Source organism: Pseudomonas sp. OVF7 (assembly GCF_030644265.1).
GTDB classification, from domain to species: Bacteria; Pseudomonadota; Gammaproteobacteria; order Pseudomonadales; family Pseudomonadaceae; genus Aquipseudomonas; species Aquipseudomonas gorinensis.
On the sequence record NZ_CP128996.1, the window covers coordinates 1,317,735 to 1,341,010 of the forward strand.

Consider the following 23,276-nt stretch of genomic DNA (forward strand, 5'->3'; position numbering starts at 1 on the left):
TGAATAGCCACTGCTTGAGAGGACTCCCGTGCTAATGGCATAAAGCGCTGCATAGACTGACTCCTTTTGGCCGCAAACGGCGCTTAGTCAGACGCCTGTCAACGTGGGCAGCAGGATGAAGGCATCGCCGGGCCACGTAAAACCTGTGCCGGTTTTAATACGACCCTGTTGTTGTCGCGTAAAGATGTGCAACCAAAAAAACTTACAAATCAATCAGATACTAATCGTTGCCGCTGTAACACCGATTTATAGCCCCCCCAACCCCATAAGCGATAAACCTTCAGCGATAGAGCCATGGTTATACCGCTCCCCAGTTGAAAATCCCTAGGGCCCCTGGGAGATTTGACTAGATACGGGGTAGGAAACCCGCGGAATCGTGTTAGCGGGAAGCCTCCCAGCTTAGTGAACAGGTGAACCTGGTGAACTCCAGTTCACCTGTGCATTTGCCCTACCGTTTAGGCGATCTGAGGGCATCGTTACCAGCCCGGTAATGATGGCCTCTTTTCTTCAAAATCCTTTCAATTTCAACGATTGAAATTTCAGTAATTTCCCACGCCTCCCACTAACTCGATCCCGCGGGTTTCATGCCCCGTGTGAAGCGAAACCTCTCAGGGTCCCCGGCGTGATTTCCTCTCATCGAGAGGCGGGGCCAGCGAAATTCGCTTGGTAGGCTGGAGCGCAAAGCGCCTGGCCACAACACCTGGATGCTGACTTTAGCGTTACACCCACGGGCAGCGTTACATCCGATGTACGCGATGCAGCGCTGCTGTGTAACAGCCGTGAAAGCCAATGAAACCGGGCATTTGGTGAAGGGCGCTACACTCGTAACACCGGTTACACCAGTTTTTGAGGGGGGCTGGGTTTGTGCTCTCATGCTGCCTTTCCAAATTGGCCCTACAACACATTGTTGGCCTCTAGTGAATCAAGATGGTCGGCGTGATTTCTGATCACCAGATGGTGAGGACAGCTGATATGCAATGCCACTGGCTCGAGGTAGATTGACTACCTGACAACACGGCGGGATAACATCATGGAAGACACCCCTTTGCTTGCTTCATTACTCAAGCGCATGAATGAAAACCAACTGGCCCTGGGGGCAGCTATCGAGGAGCTGTCAAACTGGGTTGAGCAAAGAGGATCTACAGAAGTGGCACAGAACATTCGAGGGGCACTGGATACCTTGGATGAAAATGCAGGATTCATCACCCTTGCGCTCGCCTCACTGGCGGCAGAAGGTCGAACGAAGAAGTAACTACTCTGCTGGATGGCAACACATCAGCCACCATTTGGTGTTGCTTTACCCTACGGGGATACCTCGAATAAGAGGGCAGAAGGAAGCGCCGTGTATGCCCACGTGTATGCCTAACCGAAGCACCACCAAACACACCCAATGAACACGGGCCTTTTACTGTCCAGTTCAAACGACGCCGGGGCACCATATATAGAGATGAAGAAGCCCTAGGTCGAAAGATCTGGGGCTTTTTTGTGGGTGATTGGTTGATAGGTTTTTTGATCGGGGGAATCACATTGAAGCGGTGAGATTAACGGTGTGGACAGCTCGTCGTGAGCATTGGGTTTGAACTGTCCGAAGTTTCCGGATAGCTGCCCTAGCTGGGCCAACCTCACAGATCATCTAGCTGCCATCAGCTCTAGGTTGAGCCTAACGACATTCTCGTTACGTGCCCCACGTGATCTGCTTGTCCGCCCAAATGGTGAAAATGAGGAGTTCGGTGGCGTAAATAGATCTGTCCCGATTGCGGTCGTGCGGTCGTGTAGGGCCGCGCCTGTATGTCCTAGAGTCTTCGGAAGGCGTAACCAAACTCAGCTATCCCCCCATGGATTTGCGCTCCTGGCTCCTGTAAGTATAAGGAATTCAATACTGCCTGCTCCTTGGGCATCGGGGAAGTCGTGCATCTGTCGCTTCCATACGGAGTGGATGTCGCAGCGTGTGCCCAGAAGCACTATGCGGGAGAAATCATGCCGGATCGAAGCGTATGCCAAGGGTATTGATTACATAACAAAGGGTTCAGTTAGACATCACCCATCGGGGGCGATCGCTCCGCATGGGTGAAAACCATCGAAGTCAAATACCCACGGCGGATATGCATTCTGATGCGTACCAACAGCATGTTCGCGCCAAGATTCGCAACCGCCAAGGAGCGCATCAGGCCGTCCGCCCGCTATCAAAGCCACGGTTGCCAGGCGTTGGTTTCCACCGTAGATTCCAGGGTTTTGCAGTAGTTTCCACTGACCGCCTGACTAGACCCAAAACAAACCAACGGGCCGGGATCTCCCGGCCCGTTGCGACCATCTCGATCTGCGCCAGCATTGAGTGTTGAATTTCACACACCGTGTAGATCCCAACACGCTGACGCCGGCTATTACTTTGACCACACTTTGACGGAATGCGAGATAGGCATCAGACCAAACCCACGCAGGGTGGGCGTCTAAGACTTATTACGTGGACAGCCCGCCAAACAAGCGCACCGTGGCCGCTGATACCAGCGACAGACCTCAGACCGATACGGCGCTTTCGGCCCGCCTACTTTTACCTGGCGTTTACCGAATCGCTGGCGAATGTGAGCAGGCATGAGACGAAACCGGTGTCGGACACACGTTTGAGGCTTGATCCATGCGTGGGCCGTCAAATAAACCGCCCTTGTCGTCTCACAACCAGATACAGGCTGAAGACAGTGCTGGAGCCAAAAAAACGTAATGCCAATGAAACACCAAACCCTGCACTATCGAAACTATCGTTTCGATTACAAAAAATCATAAGGAGGGAGCAACGCATAAGGAGCGGCCATTTACTGCCAACTGAACACTATATGTTGACCGAGGCGCGTTGACCTGTACCTTGACGCATGGATAATCGCGGCCCAGATTTGTGGGTAAGCAAAGCCTATCCGCAAAGTTTTATACAAGGAGTGATTGGATCATGGCCGTTTGCAACGCCAATGACGTGGCGAACTACCTTATAAACTTCGCCAGAGAACACGGGGACTACCTGACACCGCTGAAGCTCCAAAAGCTGATGTTCTATGCTGACGCCTGGCATATGGTGGTGAAGAGTGGCCAAGAACTGATTCCTGATCAGTTTGAAGCCTGGGTACACGGCCCAGTGGTGCGAAGCATTTATCACCGTTTCAACCACTACCGCTGGAACCCCATCACTGAAGAGCTTCCGGCCCCCAACCTTGCTGGAGAGACGGCCGACTTCTTAAAGGAGGTCTACAAAGTCTTTGGTGGGTTCTCGGGCTATGAATTGGAGCAGCTCACGCATCAGGAAGAACCTTGGAAGGCAGCCCGGGGCATGCTGCCTGCAGATGCGTCATGCAATGAGATGATCGACAAGGAACTGACTCGTCGATTTTATACACAGATGTCGGCAGCCCAATAAGTATGACCAAAGGTCCATCCATCAAGGCTGGAAAGCTATCTATTAGCCCGAGCATCAAAGCCGGTAATCCGGAAAGCCCCAAGCTGCTGAGCTTTTCGTTTCGCTATATGGATCGCCAACACCAAAAATTCGATTACTCCGGTCGCGACGCCGCTTATTTCTGCAAAGTGATTGAGCGGCTTTCCGCATTGAGTTCATGCACAGTTCAGCAGCTGTACGCAGAGCGCTCCGCGGCTTTGCGAGCCCACCCCATTGCATGGGATGACACCACTGAGCCAGAAGGTTTCTGTCATCTGAATGAGCAGCTCCGCCAGAGCCGCCCCTACCAATTCAGTATCTCGAGCAATGCCCACGGAAGAGTTCACGGCTTCTTTTTGGATCATGTTTTCCACGTGGTCTGGCTTGACCCGTCCCATAGCCTGTACGCATAACGCGTCAGGTCGCTAACAACTGCAAGGCACGCTCCATGAGTGATTGGTAGCAACGCCGGCAATCTCAACACCTTTGGCTGGCACGATGGGTTCTAGACAGACCCTAGACGGATTGTGACCCTGCTGAGCATCCCGCCTACTCGGAAAGTAGCATCCCGCCTGATACGCGGAGGATCACCGCATCCGAGCGCCCGCACCCGGTCAAGAATTCTAAAAACCTTGACCAGCCTTGACGAAATTTTAGACATGTCTTGAGGGGTTTCTCTGGCGCCACCAGCGCTGAGAACGCTGAAAGCCACACAGCGCAACGCTTTGCGGGTATTCGCGCAGCTTGGCCAGCACCAGCCTCGTCAAGAATTCTAGAAGTAACCGTCAAGGTAGCTGCTCGATCAATATCAAGGCCCGCCCTAGCGGGATGGGGTGGTGAAATCCCCGGCCAGACAAATCCTTAGCGCGCTAGGCAATACTAGACAGGCACTAGACGAATTTTCCCCAACGACTCGCGCTCAAACTGCCCACAACCCAAGTAATACGGCACCAGTGTTAAAGGTGGCGTGCTGATGCTTGATACTCGTCAAGTATTTTCCGGGGCCTCCAGCGACCTGACAGCAGGTCGGAGCAGGTGGTGAACGAGTCGTTCACCCTGGAGCGGAAACCGATCGGCCTGCCAGCTTGGCCAGCCCCCGGATTCCAGCTAGCCGCTCACGTTCCGCTGGTAACATCAGCAGGTCATCTGCTGGCCCCGCCTCATTCCGGCGCCAGCATCAACCGCGCATCGGGGATAGAGCCGTGTCCTTTATTGACTGTGATTATCTACTCGCCAACAAAGTGGTGTTTCCTCCGGAGCTGGCGCTGCTGATTGTCAGGAAGGCCAGCGCAATGACGGCTGCATTCGAGGAGCAAGTGCTAGACCAGCTCACCAAGGACGCACGACGCGCCCCTTCTCTTGGAACTGAGCCAAGGAGAGTCATCTGGGAGACGCGTTTATAGTGCTCTCGGCCAAAAGTTGCCCTTTTGTGTAGGAGTGACGCTCAACGGTCTTATTTTCAACTCTCAAGATATTTACTTTGTAAAACTTAACAATCGACAGATAGAAAACTAAAGGACTAAACATGAAGATCGGATGGAAGACTAAAAATAGCAATTTGAAGCCCGAAGAAATCCTAAAAAAAATAGAGCGCATAAAAAAACTAACCAATGACGGTAGGGTTTCATTCGAAGCCTTTGAATATCACAATGCCTTCGCGAGTCTTTTCTCAATGATTGAGCTACCGTCAAAATCAGACGGACTAAATCTTGACTCAATTCTGTCCAGAAGCATTTCAATCACTGCGACAGCAGGAGTGCTGACTAAAGATGCACTAATGGAAAATATTCAGAAAATCTGCCGCGCTGAACTTGCTACCAGAGAAGAAAAATATTGCTTCCTTACTTCTATATCCATCAACCCCGCCCATCTCACTCTTAAGTCGATATACATTGAAGATACGCATATAAACTTATTTTCTGGACAATATCCTAAAAAATACTCCTCCAGAGGCCTGGTGATAAAGGCATCGCATCGTGTACTGGATGATGAACATGAGGAGTTTTGCAAGGTAAAGATTCAGTTAAAAGCCAAAACCGCCCAAGGAGCAACGACGAAAGCACTGAGGAGCTTAGACATACTTAGAGCACTTATGGCGCTATTTGGAAATTCGGGCATGGAACTAATGGGTAATAATCAGGCGCCCATAAATAAGGTCAGGCTGGGGCAGACGCACACACTGCACTACTTTAGCGGCAAACCAGCAAAGTCACCTGTGTGGTATGAACCATATTTTGAAGTCGGCAAAGTTTACTCCCCATCGAAACCAGAAATATTTGGGAACAACGTCAAGTGGGCTCTCTCAAAATTAAAAGAATGTAACTACGGCAGAACAATAAAAGATTCGCTACTTCGATATGTCCGAGCACTGGATGAAAGAGAACACAACTCGGCTCTTATTAGACTTTGGGGCGCACTCGAATGTATTGCATCGCCATCTGATTCAAATAAAGATGGCATACCTCGGCGCTGCGCCTTCTTATTCGAGGAAAGCGAATTTCACCAACAAATACTTGAACACCTTCGTGAACATAGGAACCAGAGTGTACATGCTGGCGAGGAAAGCGAGCGTGCTAAAACATATTGTTATCAAATACAGTTTTATTTTAGAGAACTCATCTTATTTCACCTGCGCCGATCCAATGACTTCCAGACTTTAGCCGAAGCTAACCAATTTCTCGATCTGCCAGCGAAACCAAGCGATCTACAAAAAAAGATTGATCTGTATAAAAAAGCATTGGAGTTTCAAGGCGGATCTACGGATACCCAATGACCTCATTGCAGAAAGGCTCATGAGTGTCCACTACCCCGATCCGGGGTGGTGCTGGCGCCGGGGAATGGCAAGAATGCCTCTGTGCGGTGGAAGTGCAGCACCGCGCCAGCTACATCGCCGCAAAATTGTGGCGATGGCTCCTCAAAAGTGAGGAGCGAGATAATCGGGCCACTTTTGGACTGATCCATCAAAGGAGTGGTGGTGATGACCACACCTTTGCACCAGCGGCGGATTTATCAAGACGGTGTACCGCTCGTCGGGGATGGAGCAACGAACCTCAATAGCTTTTGCAGCCAGCACCGTGTATCCCCTGGTGTATCCCTTGGAAAATAGTAGAAGGTCAAAACCTTTAAAAACGGGAACATTACCTCCAGGTTCAAATGACGCCGGGATATAGAGATGAAAAAGCCCCAGTTCGAAAGATCCGGGGCTTTTTCGTGAGCGATTGGTTAATGCGTTTTTCGACGGAGGAAATCACATCAAAGCAGTGAAATTAACGGCGTGGACAGCTCATCATGAGCCTTCGATTTGAACTCCCCGAAGCTTCCAAATAGCAGCCCCGACCACCTAAGCCAACCTCACAGATACATCGAAGGTGCCCACATCTACCTGCCATCAGCTTCAGGTTGAGCCTAACCACCTTCTCGTACCTCAGGCATGGGCACCAAAAAGAACGGATGGCGCCCACCCTCGTCGTGGACCTGGCGATTCAAGCCAAAGCCCAGCACAACGTTAATAACCACCCCGATCCCCGAACACTGGGCTTACCGTATCTGGTACAGCACAGCAGCCCCTGGTTTGGGTTCGAAAGCCGGTACAGTGCGTTGCTGCAGTGGCATACCCTTGGCATCCCAAACCAAGGTGTCCGATGGGTACTCGTCCTTGCGGGTCATGGCGTCGATTTGCTTGGCGATCACCTCTGAGCTTGCAGGCACTTCCGGGTTCCATTCGAATACGCCAACTCTGCCGTAGAACACAGCCGGCGCGTCGATATCGAGGCGCCGGTCGGGGCACATGACCAAACCGCGGTCAAGCATAACCCGCAACGCGCCAACAGGTACCGCCTTCACCGTGGGCGTGGTGCGTTCGGTGCTGTGGCCTGGGCAGACATTGGCCGAGCGAGTAACCATCGCCTCGACCACTTCAAGATCGGATTGAGCCTGCGCCGAAACGGCAACGGCAGATAGGGCGAGCACTACCAGATTTGACTTCCAGGGCACGCGAAACCTCCTATGGAAAAAATACCCCAACGTTGCGGACTGCCCCCCACGTAAGAACAGTTCGTTGCCAGGAGGCACACTTGAGACCAACACGACATTTAGTTTGTTCCAGTTGCTGATCGCCAGTGCTGGGCTGACCCAGGTTTGAAAGAAGCGCTCGGGACGGCATGGGCTAAGGGCCGGAGATGCCTTGCCGTCGATTATCTCCTCGCTGCCCATGACAACTTACCGCTACCGCCGCCCCCCATCTTCTCTCCACGAATCCCCTGCCCCCGTCCTATAAAACGCAATCCCGGTAGTGCTGCTGGAACTCCCCCCTTGACCCAAGATGATCCGTCCACTGCCGGACAGGTTCGGCCTCTTGCTCGGTGAGTTTCATCTGCTGCAATTCATCATGAAGAAGGAACACAAAATCCTCTTCGTCCTGTATTCGCCGCACGTCCTGTAGGGTCCAGTGATGCTCGCTGATCAGATGGAGCCGAAGTTCGTCCATGGCTTCCAGTCTGGCCCAGATTGCCGTGCTGTCCTTGCGCATGCGCTCGGCGAAACACTTGAGTTTGTATAGCCCGAGTGCCATGCGGGTGTGTTGATCGCGCGGCTGCCCTTCCCAGCGGAGGTCGGGGTTTTCAATCAGGCGTTTCTCGTACTTATCAAGCGCCGCTACCCATTCACGATGGTGATTGAATTCTTGAACCATAGGCCGGGTCTCCACGACAGTCCTTTCGAGTGAAATCAAAACGATGTTACGGCTTGGCCCGACAGCTATTTGCGGCCAGGGTCAATTCCAGGCAGCAAAAAAGCCCGCGTTCCAGGCTGTGTGGAACGCGCTCAGGCGCAGCTCAAAGTAAGTGCCCGACTTGTCGGGGCATTCGCTTTTCGGGGTGGCCGAGGGGCCTCCCCGAACAGCGGGCATCCGTCCTGTTTTCAGGTGGGAAGACAGCCCCTTGGGCTGTTGGGGAGCTTGACGGTGCAAGCTTCAGAATCGCCCACTGATGCCCAGCAAAGGCCCCTTCTGGACGATGTCGTAGACGAAGCCATCATGGCGATAATTCACCCCCATCGCCCGGTAACCGGCCACTGCTGAAAACCCGGGCCAAAACTCCCAGCCGGCCAGCGCTGCCAGGTCCCAATCTTCCCGAGACTGCCCGGCACCCGCCATCCCCCAGGATGACAGCCAGAATCGATCGTTCACGGCATAGTGCCCACGCAGGCCTGCCATGGCGTCTGCCCATGTGGCGTTGTCAGAGCCGGATAAGCCACCGAGTGGTCCACCATGGAAGGTGAGGGTGGTGCCGCTGTACCAGGCACGTACGCCGCCGGCGACATCCAGTCGGCGGTTTTCATCACCCAGCACCGTGTAGCCGCCCCCCAGGAACCCGGAGGCTGTCTTGCTTTCGACCTCTAGCTTGGCCCCCCCCGGCAGGCGGTTGCGGGTGTCGGTGTCGATGTACATCAGGTCGGCGAGCACGCTGTAGGGGCCCCGACGTGCCTCCCCCATCAGCATCACCGACATATCGACCGTCTTGGCGATGTCGGAGAAGTCGGACTTTATGAACTGGGTGCCCGTGCTGCTATGACCCACGTGCCCACGAATGCCGGCGCCCCATACGTAAGGGCCGCCGTTGAACGTCCAGTCATCGTTGTCTGCCGCCATGGCGGGCCCGGCGGCGACAAAGGCGCCAGCCAGCAGCGCCAGATGGGCGTGCTTGCGCCACAAAGCCGAGCGGGGGTTGTCACTGTGCATGATGGTGTGTCCCCGATCAGTGCTGAGTCAGCGAGAGCGCCACGCCCTCGGCCGCACAGTCCTTTGTGGGCTTCAAGCCAGCTTTTTGTGCGGCCTTGACCTCTTCCTTCGCCGCCGCCAGATCCGCCAGGAACGCCGGATTGCTATGCAAGCTCGCAACCGTCGCAGCGCCCATGATGCGGCCCGCATCGACGTCGCTCTGCCAGTGGGCGTCGCAGATGACGCGGCTCTGGCCGAATGACAACCCGCGGGTCATCAACTCGGTTGCACGTGCAGGCTGAATCTCGGCCAGCAACAGCCCCCAGGCCCAACCGGCGGCGGAGTGGCCGGAAGGCCAGGAACCATCCGTGCGCAGCAGCGGTTCCATGTCTTTGCGACAGGTCCCTTCGTTATGTGCCACGAATGGTCGGGTGCGGTTGTAGGCATTCTTCCCGGCATAGGTGGAACCACCCGCATCCGACAGGGTGCGCTGCATCAAGGTATAAAGATGCGGTGTATTTTTCTCGGTGATCGGCGTGCCCAGCGCGCAGGCGAATGCGTTGGCCGGGCCTGGGAATGCCAGCTCCGCATCCGCCGCGGCGAGTTTCTCCCGAGCCGTGCCGCGTAGCGACAGCGCTGCTCGCCGTGCCTCCTCATCCCGTGCCAGCGCCGCAGAGTCAGGCTTTGGTGGGGCGCCCAGCAACGCCAGGCGCAATGGCAGGTCTGCCGAGTTCAGATAGCCGGGGGCCAGCTTGAAGTGAGGGTCCGTGACCTTGGGCGCAGCATCGTCGGCAAGCACCAGCCCCGACCAGAGCAGGCCCGCCAGCCCCAACTGCTTATGTACTGTTTTCATCGGGTGTTCCCTTATCAAAACCGGTAAAGGGCATTCAGATAGGCGCCTGCGCCCACGTTCTCACCCGTCAGCGGGCTGTTGCGAGCGTCGGAGACCAGGGCATAGGTCTTGATGCCGCCTTCCAATGCCAGCTGCGGCTGCCATTGCCAGGTGAGGCCCAGCTTCAGGGTCACGTCGCGCATCCCACCACCTGGGTGATATTCCTCGAAGCCGGTACGCGCGGCTTGTTGGGCGGTGACGCCGAAGCGCGCCATCATGTCTTTCTCATTGCTCCAGGTGCCGTACAGGGTCGAATCCAGGGTCAAGGTTGAAGACAGCGCGTAGGCTGTGGCGAAACCGGCTTCCAGGAACGCGGTACGCCCCAGGCTCTCGCCACCGTAATCCCGGCTCTGGCTGGCTTGCAGCCCACGAACAAACAGGCGGCCGGCCGGCAGCACCCAGTACGCTTCCGCCCCGACCAGGGCAGTGCTGTCCAGGTTACCCATGCCTTTGAGGTAGTCATCACGACCGCCCAGGGTGTGGATTCTTTCCTTGCGGCCCTGGTCGTAGCCAATCAGCAGGGCCACTCCAAAAGGTGACAACCCCGGCAAGTCCCAACGCAGACCATCGGGGAACGCGGCAGTAAACTTGCCCCAGTTTTCGGTAGGCAAAACCGCTTTGAGTTTCAGTGACGGGAACGCGGCGTAGTGTGAAGAACCTTCATACAAGGGGCCGACGGCGAGTCCACCACCGACGGTCACCGAGGGCTCACTTGAGTCGTCTGCGTGTGCAGGCAACGCCATCGCAAAGGCGAGGGTCGCACTGGTCATGAGCGCCGCTTTATATTTGAAAAAGTTTGAACCACCGATGGTTGTCATTGCTTCTTTCCTTGGGTGTAAAACCAAACTTATTGGCGTGGGTGCCCAGTTATAAAAGTCGAACGTTATGAGTTAGAGCTCGACGGCCTGCGGCTTCGGGAAACTCCACTTTCCATTCAGAATTTGTTCTTTCGGCTGATAAAGCCTGACCGTGTAGTTCCAGCCAGGCGTGGTAGGCAGGCAATTCGCAATCTTCCCGTCGCAACCGCCGAACTGGATGAGAATCGAGCCATCCTCACTTTTCCTGGCAGTGAGGTTGTTCAGCGAATAGGCGTCATAGGGGTTCTTCTGGAAGTAACCGTCGGCGTTATAAACACTGACAGACCAGAAACTATTGACCGGGACCTCTCCGACTTTGAGCCGGTAAATGGTTTTCCCATCGTTCTCAGGCATCACGCCGCCGAGGTAGATAGCGTCCTTGGCGGGGTTCCCACCCCACCCCGTCGCAGTGCCGATCAAGTGATGGATGGGATTGACCGTGCCCTTGGGGCCAAAGGACTGGTTGTAGTCAGGAATCGTCGAACCCAGGACCTCCAGCGCCTCACGCACCTTGGCCTGGCTCGCCGGGTCCCACTTAGGTACTACAAACTCGCCAACCTTGGCCTGGCTGACCGCGATGGAGTCCTGCAGTGCATGGACCTTTTCAAGGTCTTTGCGATCCGCGGGATCGAAGAACGTGCGCACAGCGACAAACACATAGCGTGTGCCGATGGCCTCTTTCGTCAGTGTCTGGCGGCCGGCGCCATAAGTGACGAGGGGCACGTAGTGGTCTTCATTGATCACCGCCATGGACATGAACCGTCCACCGGCCTCAGGCAAGGTGATCGTGACGGGGCCTGCCTCGAGATCGAACACGGCTGACGAATAGAGCGTGTCCCGATTCATCCGGACCACATTCTGGGCGTCAATGGCCACCGCTTCGCGGCTATGAACAAAGCGGCCCAAACTGCCACTTGCGACCATTTTTCCCAAGTAGAGGTCAGACTCGGCACGAACAAAGTTATCTACACCTACCGGTATCGCCGCCTCCGGGGATGACTGAGCGTTCGCACTTCCAAAAACCACCAGCGCCATCGCAAGGGCACAGGCCGTGGATGCATGGGACATTTAAACCTCTTGGTTTTATTAGTTGGCGTTAATTTTTTGACTGTATAAGAACGCCTAGGCGCAAACTTGCCATTTGGTGCCAAAAGCAAGGTGAGCGCGTACGCGAAGGCCGCCCCGGAAAGGGGTGAAGTGTTTGAGGGGATGGGTGTTAGAAGAGGGTGTTAACGATCCTGTTTCAAGAGCGCGCGATAGTGCGACGGCGGGCTCCCAGTCCAACGCTTGAAGGCGCGGGTAAAGTGCGCGGGGTCGCTGTAGCCGACCATATAGGCAATTTCGGTCGCGCTGTATCTGCCGCTGGCGATCAACTGAAGGGCTTCACTGCGACGTGTCTCGTCACGTAAAGCGTCGAAGTCTATGCCGCAATGTTCGAGACGCCGCTGTAGCGTTCGAGCAGACAGCCCAATTTTTCTTGAAATAGAGGCAAGTTTGGAAAGCTCCTGATCGGCTATCTGCTGGGCGAGCACGTCAGCTGCGTCAGCGGTCGACTTCAAGGCTTGGGTGGTTTTCCAGGCAACATCTCGGAAAGGCTGCAGGGGGATCTCGAGCAACTCACGATCAAATTCGATCATGTTGTGCTCAGCGTTCATTACGAGGTTCGGCCCCAGGTGCTCTTCAAGCGCCTCGTCGCCTCGTTCTCGCGGATTTTTTAAATGTACGCGTATAGCGCCAGGCGCGCCGGACATGAGCGGCACTTTTCTAAGCACCGCCAGGGTGCCGAAAATGACCTGCTTCGGATCAGCCCCGTGGTGCCCGGTAAAGTGTTGGATCAGTTTCGTCGTGCGCCCTTCGGTGACGATCTTTACTTCGCTTCCCTGATGCAGCAAATCCGTATGCACCGCCGCCGCCGCACACGCCTGAGCGAGGTTGGTCGAGCCCAATATCAATTCGCCCCACATGCCGGTTGAGCGCATATCGGTGAGGTGCCCTATCATCGCCCCGCCGAAGGGGTCCTGTGCGATAGCGGCCATTTCATTGGCGATATGAAAGCAGGCCGCTCGCGGTACCCAAGCTTCTGGGTTTTGAAAAACATGCGGAGAAATACCGAACCGTCGAAAGAACTCCAGTGGCGACACCCCTCGCATACTCAGATAGGGGGCGACTTGCCTGAGTGTGCTGAGTCTGATGGCGGGCGCAGCATTCGTCATGGGTGTCCGTTCCTGGTTCTAAAGGCAATGCATTTGAAAACCGTCTTGGCGCGCTGGCATAGCATAGGCAAATTGTTTGCCAAAATCGCGCGATCGACAGCACTGTCACCCTGAGCATCGATTCAGCGGCAAGCTCGTCACTTACACACGAAAAAGCCCCAGGTCAAAGAACCTGGGGCTTTTGTAGAGGCGGGGCAAAGACCGCAACGCTCATCCTTCGCTTCAGACCCGAGCGGGTGACACGATGATTTTCACGTTGTGCTCCTTGTTTTTGACCAGTTCCTCGAAGCCCTGGCCCACGATCTGTTCCAACTGAATGCGCCCCGTCACCAGTGGCGTGATGTCCAGCCGACCATCGGCGATAAAAGCGATCACGTCAGCGAATTCACCGTTATAGGCCAGCGCGCCGAGTACCTGTTTTTCCGTCGCCACCAACTCGAAAAAGTTGAACTCACTGGGCTCCTCGAAGATGCCCACCAGTACGCACTTGCCGGCCTTGCGGATCAGGTCGATCGCGAGCTTGGCCGTGTGTTTGTTGCCGATGCATTCGAAACTGACATCCGCGCCGAGCCCGCCCGTCAGGCGTCGTACCTCGGCCAGGGCATCGCATTGATTGGGATCGAGCACATGGGTCGCCCCCACTTCCCGGGCCTTGGCCTTGCGCGCTCCGGACATCTCCAGGGCGATCACCTGAGCCGCACCCGCCGCCTTGGCGCACATGATGGTGCACAGGCCAATGGTGCCCGCGCCGACCACCACCACGTTTTGCCCCAGCAGGCTTCCGGCCTTTTTCACCGCGTGCATGCCCACCGCCAGAGGCTCGATCAGTGCGCCGGCTTCAGCCGGAAAGTTCGCCGGCAACTTGTACAGCAGGTTGGCTGGCACGTTGACCAGTTCGGCGAAGGCGCCGTTGTTCATCAGGCCGGTGAAGGCCAGGTTCTCGCAAATGTTGTATAGCCCGTGGGTGCAGTAGTAGCAGGTGCCGCAATGTTGGCATGCATCGGCCGCCACCGGCTCGCCGACGCTGAAGCCTTGCACGCCGGCACCGAGTTCGACGATCTCGCCACAAAACTCGTGACCGAGAATGCACTGGCCTTTTATCCCGGTCAGCGGGTGCGGGGCGTCAACCGGTATGAACACCGGGCCGGCCACGTACTCATGCAAATCCGAGCCGCAAATGCCGCACCATTGCACTCGGATCTGCACCCAACCGGCAGGCGGCGAAACGGGCAGTGGAACGTCTTCGACGCGGATATCGTTACGACCGTGCCAGACAGCGGCACGCATGCTGCGTTGCGAGTTGAGCGAAAGGGTCATAGCGAAGGCTCCTTGATACGGTTGGCACTGACGCGCCGGACGGTTTGCCAGAGCCAGAGCAAGGCCGGTGCCAGCTCCGCAAGAACGCCCGCACAGCCCTTTTTTAGAGCGGCCCAATGGAAACCACGGAGGGCCGCCATCGCGTTCAAATGAGACGCGCCATGCCAGACGGCACGCGATAGCGACGAGACCGTGAGACGTTGCGTCTCATCGCCAGCCCCGGTACCCACGATCGGCGCTCGATCAGGCCAAGCCACCGCTATGACGTTGTGTCAGCCCACCCCGGTCCAAGGCGCACCCTGCCCCCGCCCGACCATCAGGCGCAGCCAACCAGCGCAACGACGCGTTCACCCGGTTGGCGTGTCCTGCAATGTCGCGCGCAGCACCTGCTCAAGCTGGGTAAAGAATGCGTGGATATGCGCCTGTTTCAACGCCTGGGGCCGGGTGACCAGGTAGACCTCCATCGGCGGCAGTTCAATCTCCTGGAACACTTCGCTCAGGCCCTCTGCCAGGATACGCGGCAGCACCGCCACGCCCATGCCGCGCCTCACCGATTCCAGCTGCACGGCAAATGAGTTCACGCGGATCGGCGCATGGTCCAGGCCGGCGGCTTTTGCCGCGCGCATTTGCGGCAGCAGGTCCAGCGGCGGGAGCAAGGCGATACAGGCCGCCGTGGCCGGCGTCATCGCCGGAAAACGCTGCAGGTAACCGGCATCGGCGAAGACGCCATAGGCCAGCGTGCCCAGCGCTCGATAAATCAGCGAGGGCTCACCCAGGTGCGCTGTGCGCACGGCGATATCGGCCACGCCACGTACGATCTTGTGAAAGTCGGTGGTGATCTGCAGTTCCACCGAGCAGCCAGGGTGCAGCGCGGTAAAACGATTCGCGGCCTCCAGTATGCAGGCCGCAAACCCTTCTCCCGCACTGATCAGCACCGTGCCGCTTAGCGCTGCCTGCGCCCCGCCCCCTTCTACCGTCGTCTGGCGACGCAGGCCGGCTTCGGCCGCCAACGCCACGTCCACCAGGGATTGCCCCCGCGAGGTCAGCCAGCAGCCCTCGACCCCGCGCTCGACCAATGGCTCACCCAAGGCCGCTTCCAGTTGGCTCAGGCGTCGGGAAACGGTCGACGCAGCGACACCGAGCAACTGGCCTGCCTGCAGAAAGCTGCCCCGCCGCGAGACCGCCAACAGCAGGCGCAGATCATCCCAATTTGCTTGCAGCGCCATATCCGTGTTCTTCCCTGGTCTGCAAATGTGCAAAGCCATTATGCAGCAGTCGCCGTTTTCCGAGCGCGGTCTCAGCGGTATATCTAGCGGCCTTTCAAACCATGGATATGGCCTGTATGAACACGAACCCCAACCGCTTGCGCAGCACCTTTGTGACAGGTGCCACCGGCTTGCTGGGCAACAACCTGGTCAGGGAGCTGGTCGCACGCGGCTATGCGGTCAAGGCGCTGGTGCGCTCGCAGGCCAAGGGCGAACAGCAGTTCAACGACCTGCCGAGCGTGGAACGGGTGGTGGGTGACATGGCTGACGTCGATACGTTCGCGGCGGCCCTGCAAGGCTGCGACACGGTGTTCCATTGCGCGGCGTTCTTTCGCGATAACTACAAGGGCGGCAGCCATTGGCAAGCCCTCGAAAGGATCAACGTAGTCGGCACCCGAGCGCTGCTCCAGCATGCCTATGACGCGGGTGTCAGAAGGTTTGTGCATACCTCTTCGATTGCCGTGCTCGACGGTGCGCCGGATACGCCTATCGATGAGACGTGCCTGCGGGCCGAAGCCGATGCGGACGCCTACTACCGCAGCAAGATCCTCGCTGACCGTGAGGTGCTGGCGTTTCTTCAAACCCATCCGCAGATGCACGCGTGCATGGTGCTGCCCGGCTGGATGTGGGGGCCTGGCGACCGCGGGCCGACGTCCTCGGGACAATTGGTCAAGGACGTCATCAACGGCAAGCTTCCGGGGCTGATCCCCGGCACCTTTTCGTTGGTCGACGCCCGCGATGTGGCCTGGGCACTCATTGCCGCCGCCCAGAACGGGCGACGAGGCGAACGTTATCTCGCGGCCGGCCGCAACTTGACCATGCGCCAATTAATCCCGCTGCTGGGGCGTATCGCGGGCGTCCAGACACCTTCCCGGCAACTGCCCCTGCCGGCGCTTTACCTGTTGGCCGCCGTGCAAGAGACCTATGCCTACCTGACCGGCAAGCCCATTTTGCTGAGCATGGCGACCTTGCGACTATTGATACGAGAAGAGCACCGCACCTGCTTTAACCACCGCAAGAGTGAAGATGAGCTCGGCCTGAGTTTCCGTACCTTGGAACAAACCCTCACCGACACGGTGGCTTGGTACCAGCAACACGGCAGGGGGTAAAAACCAGGCCAAAAAGCCCAACGCCAGTCAGTTAAAGCTTTTTTGTAGGAGCGAGCTTGCTCGCGAAAAACTCACAGGCGCCGCGTTCACTCAGGAAACACGCGTTACCGTTGACGTTTTTCGCGAGCAAGCTCGCTCCTACAGAAGACGATGTACGCTTAACTGGCTGGCATTATTTGTGGATCAACGCTTGCGCAACGCCTCCAACCGCGCCGGCAGGTCTTCCTCGGGGAATCGCTCATGCAAGGCCAGCAGCTTCTCATCCGCCGCCTTGGTTTCCCCTGCCAGACGCAGGTTCACAATCTCCTGCAACCCTTCCTCCAACGAAGGCACTGCCACCGGTGCGCGCTTGCTCAGCTTCACCGCCGACTGATCCGCCAGCGCTCCGGCAATCTCAGCCTGAACCGGTGCACGCTCAGCCTGGGGGGCGGCGGCGATTCGAGCCATCGGCGCAGGTGCAGGCAACGCTTGCGGCGCAGGACGGGCAGCTTCTTCGTGCAGGGCGGAAAAGGTCGCCGTGGAGATTTCGGGTTGCGGCACTGGCGAGCGCATCACCACACCGATCATCAGCGCCAGGCCGGCCACGGTGGCGAATGCCATCTGCCAGCGCGGGCGTTGGCAGGCTTGCAACCAACGTTGCCACAAGCTCGGTTGCGGCGCTGGGGCCTCGCGGCGCGCGGCGTTGAGGATGAAGGCGTCGATGGACGCTGGCGGTTCGCCGCCGCTGTGCTGACGAAAATGCTGGAGCAGCAAGTCGTCGGGATCCGGGGTGTGTCGGGAGTCGGTCATGCGGGTATCTCCTCGGCCAGCAGGCGCCGGAGTTTCTGCTGGGCGTAACGCAGGCGGCTTTTTACGGTTTCCAGCGGGGCTTTGGTGAGGGCAGCGATTTGCGGCACTTCGAGGTCGCCATGCAAGCGCAGCAGGAAGACTTCGCGCTGGTCTTCGGGCAGGTCTTGCAGCGCGGCTTCGAGGCGCGCCTGGTCGCGGCTCAGGCTCAGTTGCTGCTCGGGGCCGGCCGTGTCGTCGGGCTGAGCATGCAACTGCTCATCGTAGCTGTCGTGCAACGGGTTGTGGATGCCGTGCTTGCGCCAATGGTCAATGAGGCGGTTGCGGGCGATCTGAAACAGCCATGTACGAAAACTCGCCCGGCCTTGTGGCTGGGTGGTGCTGCGGATCAGGCTGAGCCAGGTGTCCTGATAGATTTCCTCGGCCAGCTCGGCCTTGTTGCTCAGGGACACGAGGAAGCGATAGAGACCTTGGCGGTGCCGCGCGTACAAGGCTTCGAATGCGGCGGCGTCACCGGTTCGGTAGCGGGCCAGCAGCGATTCGTCGCTGGGTGAATCATCTGGAACAGCCATGTAGGGGGCGAACTCCTTTTTAAAGTTGAACCCGATCTAAATGTGGAAGGATCAAAACTTTTCCTTAAACAACCGCATTTTTTGTGGCGAGCGGGCTTGCCCTGATGCCGTTCAGTTCAGCGTACATCGCCTTCTGTAGGAGCGAGCTTGCTCGCGAAAAACTCACAGGCGCCGCGTTCTCTCAGGAAACACGCGTTACCGTTGACGTTTTTCGCGAGCAAGAACTAGGCGTCCCCCTCGCTCCTACAAAAAAGCCTTAACTGAATGGCATTAGGGCAAGCCCGCTCGCCACAGGCGATTCCAGTTTGCTGCGCCACAGCGCCAAGCCGGAGATTTATAGGGACCTGCCACATTTGATCAGTGTCATGTTCGAGATCAGGGTTTGAGACCTTGGGCCAGTTCCACCAGTTGCACGAACTCGTTGCGCAGCCCGAACGGGTCATCGCCACGGGCCGAGCGCGCCAGTGCGGCAGTGTCCTGCAAACTCATGCTGCCAGTGTAGCGGCCATCGCCCTTGAGCTGTTGGGCGAAGGCCGCCACGGCCGCGGAGAAGCGCAGGTCGTCACTGGCCTTGGTGGTTACGTTGCTGACGGGCCGTTCGATCAGTTGGCTGTCACCTCCCGCAGCAGGCTTGTAGCGCACACGCACCATGGCCAGTTCGCCCGTGTTGTGTTCAGCCTTCGGCTCGCGGGTGTAACGCAAAGGCTCCAACCAACCTTTCTCGCCCTTCGGCACAATTTCGTACAGCGCGGTAACCGTGTGCCCCGCGCCGATTTCGCCAGCGTCGACTTTGTCGTTGTTGAAATCCTCACGCTTCAGCGCACGGTTTTCATAGCCCAGCAGGCGATATTCACTGACACGCGCCGGGTTGAATTCCACCTGCAACTTCACATCCCGCGCCACCACCGACAGGGTCGAACTGAGTTGATCCACCAGCACTTTGCGGGCTTCACGCAGGTTGTCGATGTAGGCGTAGTTACCATCGCCCGCATCGGCCAGTTGTTCCATCAAGTGTTCGTTGTAGTTATCCACACCGAAGCCCAGGGTGGTCAGCGAAACGCCGCTTTTACGCTGGTCGACGGCCATTTGCTTGAGGCTGTCGAAGTCGCTGACGCCCACGTTGAAGTCACCGTCGGTGGCCAGCAGGATGCGGTTGATGCCCTTGTCGATAAACCCCTTGCGGGCCATCTGGTAGGCCAGTTCGATGCCGGATGCGCCGGCGGTGGCGCCACCGGCAGTGAGCTGGTCGATAGCACTGCGGATCTTGGCCTTGTCGCGACCGGAAGTCGGTTCGAGCACCACGCGGGACTCGCCGGCGTAGACCACCAACGACACGCGGTCCTGATCGCGCAGTTGATCTACCAGCACTTTCAGGGTGCTTTTCACCAGAGGCAAACCTTCGCGGCGGTCCATGGAGCCGGACACATCCACCAGAAACACCAGATTGGCCGGCGCCAGGTCGGCCACAGCGCGGTCAGAGGCCTTGATGCCAATGCGCAGCAGTTGAGTGCGGGGGTTCCATGGGCTGGCGGCGACTTCGGTGGTCACGCCAAAGGGTGAGCCGTCGGTGGGCAACGCGTAGCTGTAGGGGAAATAGTTGACCATTTCCTCCAATCGCACAGCGCCTTCGGGCGGCAGGCTGCCTTGATTGAGGAAACGTCGTACGTTGGCGTAGCTGCCGGTGTCGACATCGACGCTGAACGTCGAGACGGGCGTTTCCGCCACACGGTGCACGGGGTTGTCCGGCAGGTTTTCGTATTGCTCACGGGGCTCGCTGCGATAGTCCAGCACGGCGGATTCCTGCACGAGCATCGGCGCAGGCATCGCCACGCGCTTGACCAAAGCGCCCTGCACCTGCGCGCTGTGCAGCTCGGCGATGGGCGCAGGCTCAATCGGCTGGGCGACCTCAGGGGCTGACGACAGCCCGCACCCGGCCAGTGTAACCATCAAGGTAACGGCAAAGCCCTGGGCCGCAGGACGCAACAACAGCAGAGTGTGGGACATGAGCTGAACCTCGTGAATGAATAATCCGTTCACAAGGTCAGACGCAAGCTTAGGGCGGTTCGGGTTAATGCACGTTTACGAGATTGACCCGCCTCTCAACGACAAGGACGATCCGCCGCCGGTGTCGACTCCATCGCCTGGGGAATGGCTTGGTTCGGCGCCTGCAACTCGTAGACAAAGAACGGGCAACGCACGCCCATCTTGCCCTCGACATCACCGCCATAGACCATGCCGACATAGGCCTCGTACTGCCTGCCCTTTTCAAAGGTGTACACCCGCGACAGCGCCGGGCATTTGCTGTAGGTGCTGCCGTAGCTGCCCACCCCCAATTCTTCGCGTACCAACAGGAACGGCTTGCCCGCCGGCACCCGGTACTCGGCCACGATCTCGGCATACACCCCTTCGGCCATGCGGGTCATCCCCAGGTACTCGGCCATCTTCGGCAGCACGCGCGGCGCCATGCCTAACCGAGGCGGTACCAGGGGTGACTGTGGGTAGTTGATGCTCGGCTTGTCACCGTCATAAAAACGCCCGGCCTTGGCCAAGCCTTGCTCATTGCCCACACACCCCACATAGCTGCCGCCACGCACTTCGCCGTTGGTGATCACGCGTAACCGGGCGGTGTCAGTACCGCTGGCAGGCTCGACATAGGCCACCCAGGGTTGACGATTACAAGCGCCCAACAGCAAAAGTGAACTGATCAAGGCGAGGGACTTCAGCGTCATAGACAGGTTTCCATACAGTCAACGGGATGCAGTAGACGGTAGATCTCAGAGATTGATCACGATCGTCTTGGCCAACATATCGCCCAAGCGACGGCGCAGGCCGAACAGTACAAAAAGACCGTCCAGCACTATGAACAGCATCTTCGGAAAATTGCGCAGGAACGACTGGAACAGCGTGCAGTTCGTGGGGTACGGGTAACCCACAACGGCCGTGCGGCACACCCGCTTGCCCAGGCTCTGGCCATTGGGCAAGGCATCGCAAAACAAGTAGTACCCGAAGGCTGAAAACAGCAGCACATAGTGGAGGCCATCAAACAATGCCGGGCCTCCTGCAGAACCCAGATAGAAATAGGCGTAGTCGAGGTTTCTGTTCAAAAACAGCAGGAAAAGCACCACCGCCATATCGATGAAATAGCCGAGCAGGCGCTTGCCTGGGCTGGCGAGGTTCCAGGTGCCTGCGGTCGATACTGATTCGCTCATACAGTCATTTATCCAAAAGTCGAAGAGATGTCATTGAGGCCGGCACATGTTGTACGTGCCCGTTCGCGTCCATACGCTGTGGCTTTAACGTCATGGTGTTTGTGGCTGTTCTGTGGAAAAAGTGACGAAAAAGGGGACGGATTTATTTAGGTTTGGCGCTGGTCGGTATTAAATAAATCTGTCCACTTTTCTCCATCACTAGGCCAACAAAATCGAATAATTACAAAAAATAAATAATACTTTAAAAGAGCAATTCTGCTGAACTCTAAAAAGCGCAAAACCGTGGTCTGACCCCTATTTTTCCGATTCCCCGTTCCATTTAGTCCAGAACTGTTTCGATCTCTTGTCTTAAAAAGCGCGGAGCCGACGTAGTTGCATAGCGTTGTGCTATTTCGAATGGGTCGACGATTTTAGTTTTAACACCTGGTTTTGAAAAGTCGCCGACCACGTATCTGGCAAAAGAGGGGGACGACTGGTCCTCATCAAGTAGCCAATAGCCACCAAACAGGGAGATCAGGTATTCGCCGATGTAGTAGCCAATACGGGTAACAAACCAAACCCGATCTTCCTCATTGATGTCAGCGCGTTGAAAACCACTGTCCAGCTGGAATAAAAACCTTTTTGGCTCAATCAATACTTCATGTGGCTGATCAAATCCGAGACTTTCACAAAACTTATGCAGTACCGGCAGACGCTCAGATCTGAATGCCGGGAATTCAGCAGCGCGTCGGGCCAGCAGCATATCGGGCGTTTCGCCAGTATTCGCCATTGTCTACCTCAAAAACTAATTATGAATAATTACATCAATCTTGTTCAGCTCCAGCAATCTCGAAAGATTTTCTGCCGGGGGCGCTTCTAAAAATATCCACCTGGGTTGATAACCCTTCACTGTATCTCGAAGATAAAGATCTTTCTCAATCTGCTCATAAATTGGTCGGGAGCAGAAATAGGGGTCAGACCACCAATATCCATTGGTGCACTAATCGTGGTCTGTCCCCAATTCTTGGCGGATCAACGAACATTAAAAAACCAAAGAACGAGACCTAGAATAAAGCCAGCCCCAGCTATTTCCAGATAGAGCGTCATATACTCTTTTAGAAGCCCGACAACGTCTTCACCACCACTCAACCAATACCCGGAAACCTGAAAGAACACACACATAAACAACAGGCCGAACGCACAGGCACAAGGAAGATAGATGGCGATCCACCAAGACTCATTTCTTTTCATTGCCAACCGAAACCATTACGTGCGCCACGCAACCAAGAGAAATTCGCCCCGCTTATTTGGGGGCTTTATAAAAATGTGGTCTGACCCCGATTACCGCTTGATCAAGTTTGGTATATGAAAATTACATCTATCGAGTATCAGATAAAAAATCATAAAATTCTTTTTCTGTCACCTCAAACTCTGGCCCTTCGACCATTGCCATTAGTGACAACAACGCAATGTCTAAAGCTTTTGTGAGAGAAAGTTTTGGATCTTGGTAAATATCAAGTGCCTCTTTTGATATTTTAAAAATATCAAATCCATCAGCAACTACTCTTCCAAGTCTGTCAGCCACTATGTCTTCCATGCTCATTGCTGCCCCCGAGAAATAGGGGTCAGACCACCAATATACATTGGTGCACTAATCGTGGTCTGCCCCCTATTTCCCTCTGGGGATCGACACACAAGCGCCCCTTGATGTTCTCTTTGACGCCGCCGCGTATCGCATTCGTGCGGTGACTCAGTTTTTGGAGAACCTCGCATTTCGGGAGGATATCAGCAGTGATGCGATAGTGCTTCACGACTTTGCGCTGTTGCTGGCCATTCCGCTGAGAGATGGTTGTGATTTGCTCGATGTGATTGGGCGGAAGTTGAATTCACAAATTTCATAAGTAAAAATGGGCGGTTATTTTCATAACCGCCTTATTTAAAAA

23 protein-coding genes are annotated in these 23,276 nt (G+C 56.5%); 6 read left to right on the plus strand and 17 right to left on the minus strand.

Going from position 1 to position 23,276, the window contains the following annotated elements:
• The first annotated feature begins 1,030 nt into the window (after window positions 1–1,030).
• From QU606_RS05830 to QU606_RS05845, 4 genes are all read left to right on the plus strand, one after another.
• Window positions 1,031–1,252, plus strand: coding sequence for a hypothetical protein (locus tag QU606_RS05830; protein WP_003187522.1), 222 nt, complete (start codon window positions 1,031–1,033; stop codon window positions 1,250–1,252).
• A gap of 1,686 nt (window positions 1,253–2,938) precedes the next feature.
• Window positions 2,939–3,400, plus strand: a complete 462-nt coding sequence (locus tag QU606_RS05835) for a Panacea domain-containing protein (protein WP_304998203.1) — start codon at window positions 2,939–2,941, stop codon at window positions 3,398–3,400.
• A 2-nt stretch (window positions 3,401–3,402) separates the two neighbouring features.
• Window positions 3,403–3,831, plus strand: coding sequence for a hypothetical protein (locus QU606_RS05840; RefSeq protein WP_304998204.1), 429 nt, complete (start codon window positions 3,403–3,405; stop codon window positions 3,829–3,831).
• Between the two features lie 1,112 nt (window positions 3,832–4,943).
• Window positions 4,944–6,191 carry a hypothetical protein gene (locus QU606_RS05845; RefSeq protein ID WP_304998205.1) on the plus strand — a complete coding sequence of 416 codons (1,248 nt, stop codon included), beginning with the start codon at window positions 4,944–4,946 and terminating at the stop codon, window positions 6,189–6,191.
• Window positions 6,192–6,955: 764 nt separating this feature from the next.
• On the opposite strand, the gene QU606_RS05850 is transcribed toward QU606_RS05845, so the two are convergent.
• The 9 genes from QU606_RS05850 to QU606_RS05890 form a co-directional block, all read right to left on the minus strand.
• A complete protein-coding gene (locus QU606_RS05850; protein WP_304998206.1) occupies window positions 6,956–7,630 on the minus strand; it encodes a hypothetical protein in 675 nt (224 codons plus the stop codon).
• 58 nt (window positions 7,631–7,688) lie between these two features.
• The gene (locus QU606_RS05855) at window positions 7,689–8,108 is read right to left on the minus strand and encodes a hypothetical protein (protein WP_304998207.1); all 420 of its coding nucleotides are present in this window, start codon (window positions 8,106–8,108) and stop codon (window positions 7,689–7,691) included.
• A gap of 279 nt (window positions 8,109–8,387) precedes the next feature.
• On the minus strand, window positions 8,388–9,158 hold the full coding sequence (locus tag QU606_RS05860; protein ID WP_304998609.1) for a hypothetical protein: 771 nt from the start codon (window positions 9,156–9,158) through the stop codon (window positions 8,388–8,390).
• A 13-nt stretch (window positions 9,159–9,171) separates the two neighbouring features.
• Entirely contained in the window at window positions 9,172–9,987 is an 816-nt protein-coding gene (locus QU606_RS05865; RefSeq protein ID WP_304998208.1) for a phosphatase PAP2 family protein, read from the minus strand.
• 14 nt (window positions 9,988–10,001) lie between these two features.
• Window positions 10,002–10,844: a MipA/OmpV family protein gene (locus tag QU606_RS05870; RefSeq protein WP_277378954.1), complete on the minus strand. Its 843-nt coding sequence runs from the start codon at window positions 10,842–10,844 to the stop codon at window positions 10,002–10,004.
• A 72-nt stretch (window positions 10,845–10,916) separates the two neighbouring features.
• The gene (locus tag QU606_RS05875; protein WP_304998209.1) at window positions 10,917–11,951 is read right to left on the minus strand and encodes a DUF1254 domain-containing protein; all 1,035 of its coding nucleotides are present in this window, start codon (window positions 11,949–11,951) and stop codon (window positions 10,917–10,919) included.
• Window positions 11,952–12,112: 161 nt separating this feature from the next.
• Window positions 12,113–13,096, minus strand: coding sequence for an AraC family transcriptional regulator (locus QU606_RS05880; RefSeq protein WP_102625233.1), 984 nt, complete (start codon window positions 13,094–13,096; stop codon window positions 12,113–12,115).
• A 222-nt stretch (window positions 13,097–13,318) separates the two neighbouring features.
• Window positions 13,319–14,383 carry a 2,3-butanediol dehydrogenase gene (locus QU606_RS05885; protein WP_223817903.1) on the minus strand — a complete coding sequence of 355 codons (1,065 nt, stop codon included), beginning with the start codon at window positions 14,381–14,383 and terminating at the stop codon, window positions 13,319–13,321.
• A gap of 377 nt (window positions 14,384–14,760) precedes the next feature.
• The gene (locus QU606_RS05890) at window positions 14,761–15,639 is read right to left on the minus strand and encodes a LysR family transcriptional regulator (RefSeq protein ID WP_304998210.1); all 879 of its coding nucleotides are present in this window, start codon (window positions 15,637–15,639) and stop codon (window positions 14,761–14,763) included.
• Window positions 15,640–15,755: 116 nt separating this feature from the next.
• Between QU606_RS05890 and QU606_RS05895 the strand changes: the two genes are divergently transcribed.
• On the plus strand, window positions 15,756–16,787 hold the full coding sequence (locus tag QU606_RS05895) for an SDR family oxidoreductase (protein WP_069074989.1): 1,032 nt from the start codon (window positions 15,756–15,758) through the stop codon (window positions 16,785–16,787).
• Between the two features lie 183 nt (window positions 16,788–16,970).
• Here the strand turns inward: QU606_RS05895 and QU606_RS05900 are convergent, their stop codons facing one another.
• The 8 genes from QU606_RS05900 to QU606_RS05935 form a co-directional block, all read right to left on the minus strand.
• Complete coding sequence (locus tag QU606_RS05900) at window positions 16,971–17,576, minus strand: hypothetical protein (protein ID WP_069074988.1); 606 nt, start codon at window positions 17,574–17,576, stop codon at window positions 16,971–16,973.
• A complete protein-coding gene (locus QU606_RS05905; RefSeq protein ID WP_024072715.1) occupies window positions 17,573–18,145 on the minus strand; it encodes an RNA polymerase sigma factor in 573 nt (190 codons plus the stop codon). The genes QU606_RS05900 and QU606_RS05905 overlap by 4 nt, the downstream gene beginning before the upstream one ends.
• Window positions 18,146–18,520: 375 nt before the next feature.
• Complete coding sequence (locus tag QU606_RS05910) at window positions 18,521–20,149, minus strand: VWA domain-containing protein (protein ID WP_304998211.1); 1,629 nt, start codon at window positions 20,147–20,149, stop codon at window positions 18,521–18,523.
• A gap of 95 nt (window positions 20,150–20,244) precedes the next feature.
• Window positions 20,245–20,874 carry an amidase gene (locus QU606_RS05915; protein WP_304998212.1) on the minus strand — a complete coding sequence of 210 codons (630 nt, stop codon included), beginning with the start codon at window positions 20,872–20,874 and terminating at the stop codon, window positions 20,245–20,247.
• A 45-nt stretch (window positions 20,875–20,919) separates the two neighbouring features.
• Window positions 20,920–21,354 carry an RDD family protein gene (locus QU606_RS05920; protein WP_069074983.1) on the minus strand — a complete coding sequence of 145 codons (435 nt, stop codon included), beginning with the start codon at window positions 21,352–21,354 and terminating at the stop codon, window positions 20,920–20,922.
• A gap of 319 nt (window positions 21,355–21,673) precedes the next feature.
• Window positions 21,674–22,123 carry a hypothetical protein gene (locus QU606_RS05925; protein ID WP_102625237.1) on the minus strand — a complete coding sequence of 150 codons (450 nt, stop codon included), beginning with the start codon at window positions 22,121–22,123 and terminating at the stop codon, window positions 21,674–21,676.
• Window positions 22,124–22,365: 242 nt separating this feature from the next.
• Window positions 22,366–22,584, minus strand: a complete 219-nt coding sequence (locus QU606_RS05930; RefSeq protein WP_143036975.1) for a hypothetical protein — start codon at window positions 22,582–22,584, stop codon at window positions 22,366–22,368.
• Between the two features lie 127 nt (window positions 22,585–22,711).
• Complete coding sequence (locus QU606_RS05935; RefSeq protein ID WP_024072701.1) at window positions 22,712–22,936, minus strand: hypothetical protein; 225 nt, start codon at window positions 22,934–22,936, stop codon at window positions 22,712–22,714.
• Between the two features lie 76 nt (window positions 22,937–23,012).
• Between QU606_RS05935 and QU606_RS05940 the strand changes: the two genes are divergently transcribed.
• Entirely contained in the window at window positions 23,013–23,234 is a 222-nt protein-coding gene (locus QU606_RS05940) for a hypothetical protein (protein ID WP_081329137.1), read from the plus strand.
• Window positions 23,235–23,276: the final 42 nt, after the last annotated feature.

Bases quoted from the DNA above. Each gene is read 5' to 3' on its own strand.
- QU606_RS05880 (WP_102625233.1), bottom strand. From the start codon at position 13,096: ATGACGAATGCTGCGCCCGCCATCAGACTCAGCACACTCAGGCAAGTC.
- QU606_RS05915 (WP_304998212.1), bottom strand. From the start codon at position 20,874: ATGACGCTGAAGTCCCTCGCCTTGATCAGTTCACTTTTGCTGTTGGGC.
- QU606_RS05895 (WP_069074989.1), top strand. From the start codon at position 15,756: ATGAACACGAACCCCAACCGCTTGCGCAGCACCTTTGTGACAGGTGCC.
- QU606_RS05920 (WP_069074983.1), bottom strand. From the start codon at position 21,354: ATGAGCGAATCAGTATCGACCGCAGGCACCTGGAACCTCGCCAGCCCA.
- QU606_RS05910 (WP_304998211.1), bottom strand. From the start codon at position 20,149: ATGTCCCACACTCTGCTGTTGTTGCGTCCTGCGGCCCAGGGCTTTGCC.
- QU606_RS05935 (WP_024072701.1), bottom strand. From the start codon at position 22,936: ATGAGCATGGAAGACATAGTGGCTGACAGACTTGGAAGAGTAGTTGCT.
- QU606_RS05905 (WP_024072715.1), bottom strand. From the start codon at position 18,145: ATGGCTGTTCCAGATGATTCACCCAGCGACGAATCGCTGCTGGCCCGC.
- QU606_RS05870 (WP_277378954.1), bottom strand. From the start codon at position 10,844: ATGACAACCATCGGTGGTTCAAACTTTTTCAAATATAAAGCGGCGCTC.
- QU606_RS05900 (WP_069074988.1), bottom strand. From the start codon at position 17,576: ATGACCGACTCCCGACACACCCCGGATCCCGACGACTTGCTGCTCCAG.
- QU606_RS05830 (WP_003187522.1), top strand. From the start codon at position 1,031: ATGGAAGACACCCCTTTGCTTGCTTCATTACTCAAGCGCATGAATGAA.
- QU606_RS05840 (WP_304998204.1), top strand. From the start codon at position 3,403: ATGACCAAAGGTCCATCCATCAAGGCTGGAAAGCTATCTATTAGCCCG.
- QU606_RS05890 (WP_304998210.1), bottom strand. From the start codon at position 15,639: ATGGCGCTGCAAGCAAATTGGGATGATCTGCGCCTGCTGTTGGCGGTC.
- QU606_RS05885 (WP_223817903.1), bottom strand. From the start codon at position 14,383: ATGCGTGCCGCTGTCTGGCACGGTCGTAACGATATCCGCGTCGAAGAC.
- QU606_RS05925 (WP_102625237.1), bottom strand. From the start codon at position 22,123: ATGGCGAATACTGGCGAAACGCCCGATATGCTGCTGGCCCGACGCGCT.
- QU606_RS05865 (WP_304998208.1), bottom strand. From the start codon at position 9,987: ATGAAAACAGTACATAAGCAGTTGGGGCTGGCGGGCCTGCTCTGGTCG.
- QU606_RS05850 (WP_304998206.1), bottom strand. From the start codon at position 7,630: ATGGGCAGCGAGGAGATAATCGACGGCAAGGCATCTCCGGCCCTTAGC.
- QU606_RS05835 (WP_304998203.1), top strand. From the start codon at position 2,939: ATGGCCGTTTGCAACGCCAATGACGTGGCGAACTACCTTATAAACTTC.
- QU606_RS05855 (WP_304998207.1), bottom strand. From the start codon at position 8,108: ATGGTTCAAGAATTCAATCACCATCGTGAATGGGTAGCGGCGCTTGAT.
- QU606_RS05875 (WP_304998209.1), bottom strand. From the start codon at position 11,951: ATGTCCCATGCATCCACGGCCTGTGCCCTTGCGATGGCGCTGGTGGTT.
- QU606_RS05845 (WP_304998205.1), top strand. From the start codon at position 4,944: ATGAAGATCGGATGGAAGACTAAAAATAGCAATTTGAAGCCCGAAGAA.
- QU606_RS05930 (WP_143036975.1), bottom strand. From the start codon at position 22,584: ATGAAAAGAAATGAGTCTTGGTGGATCGCCATCTATCTTCCTTGTGCC.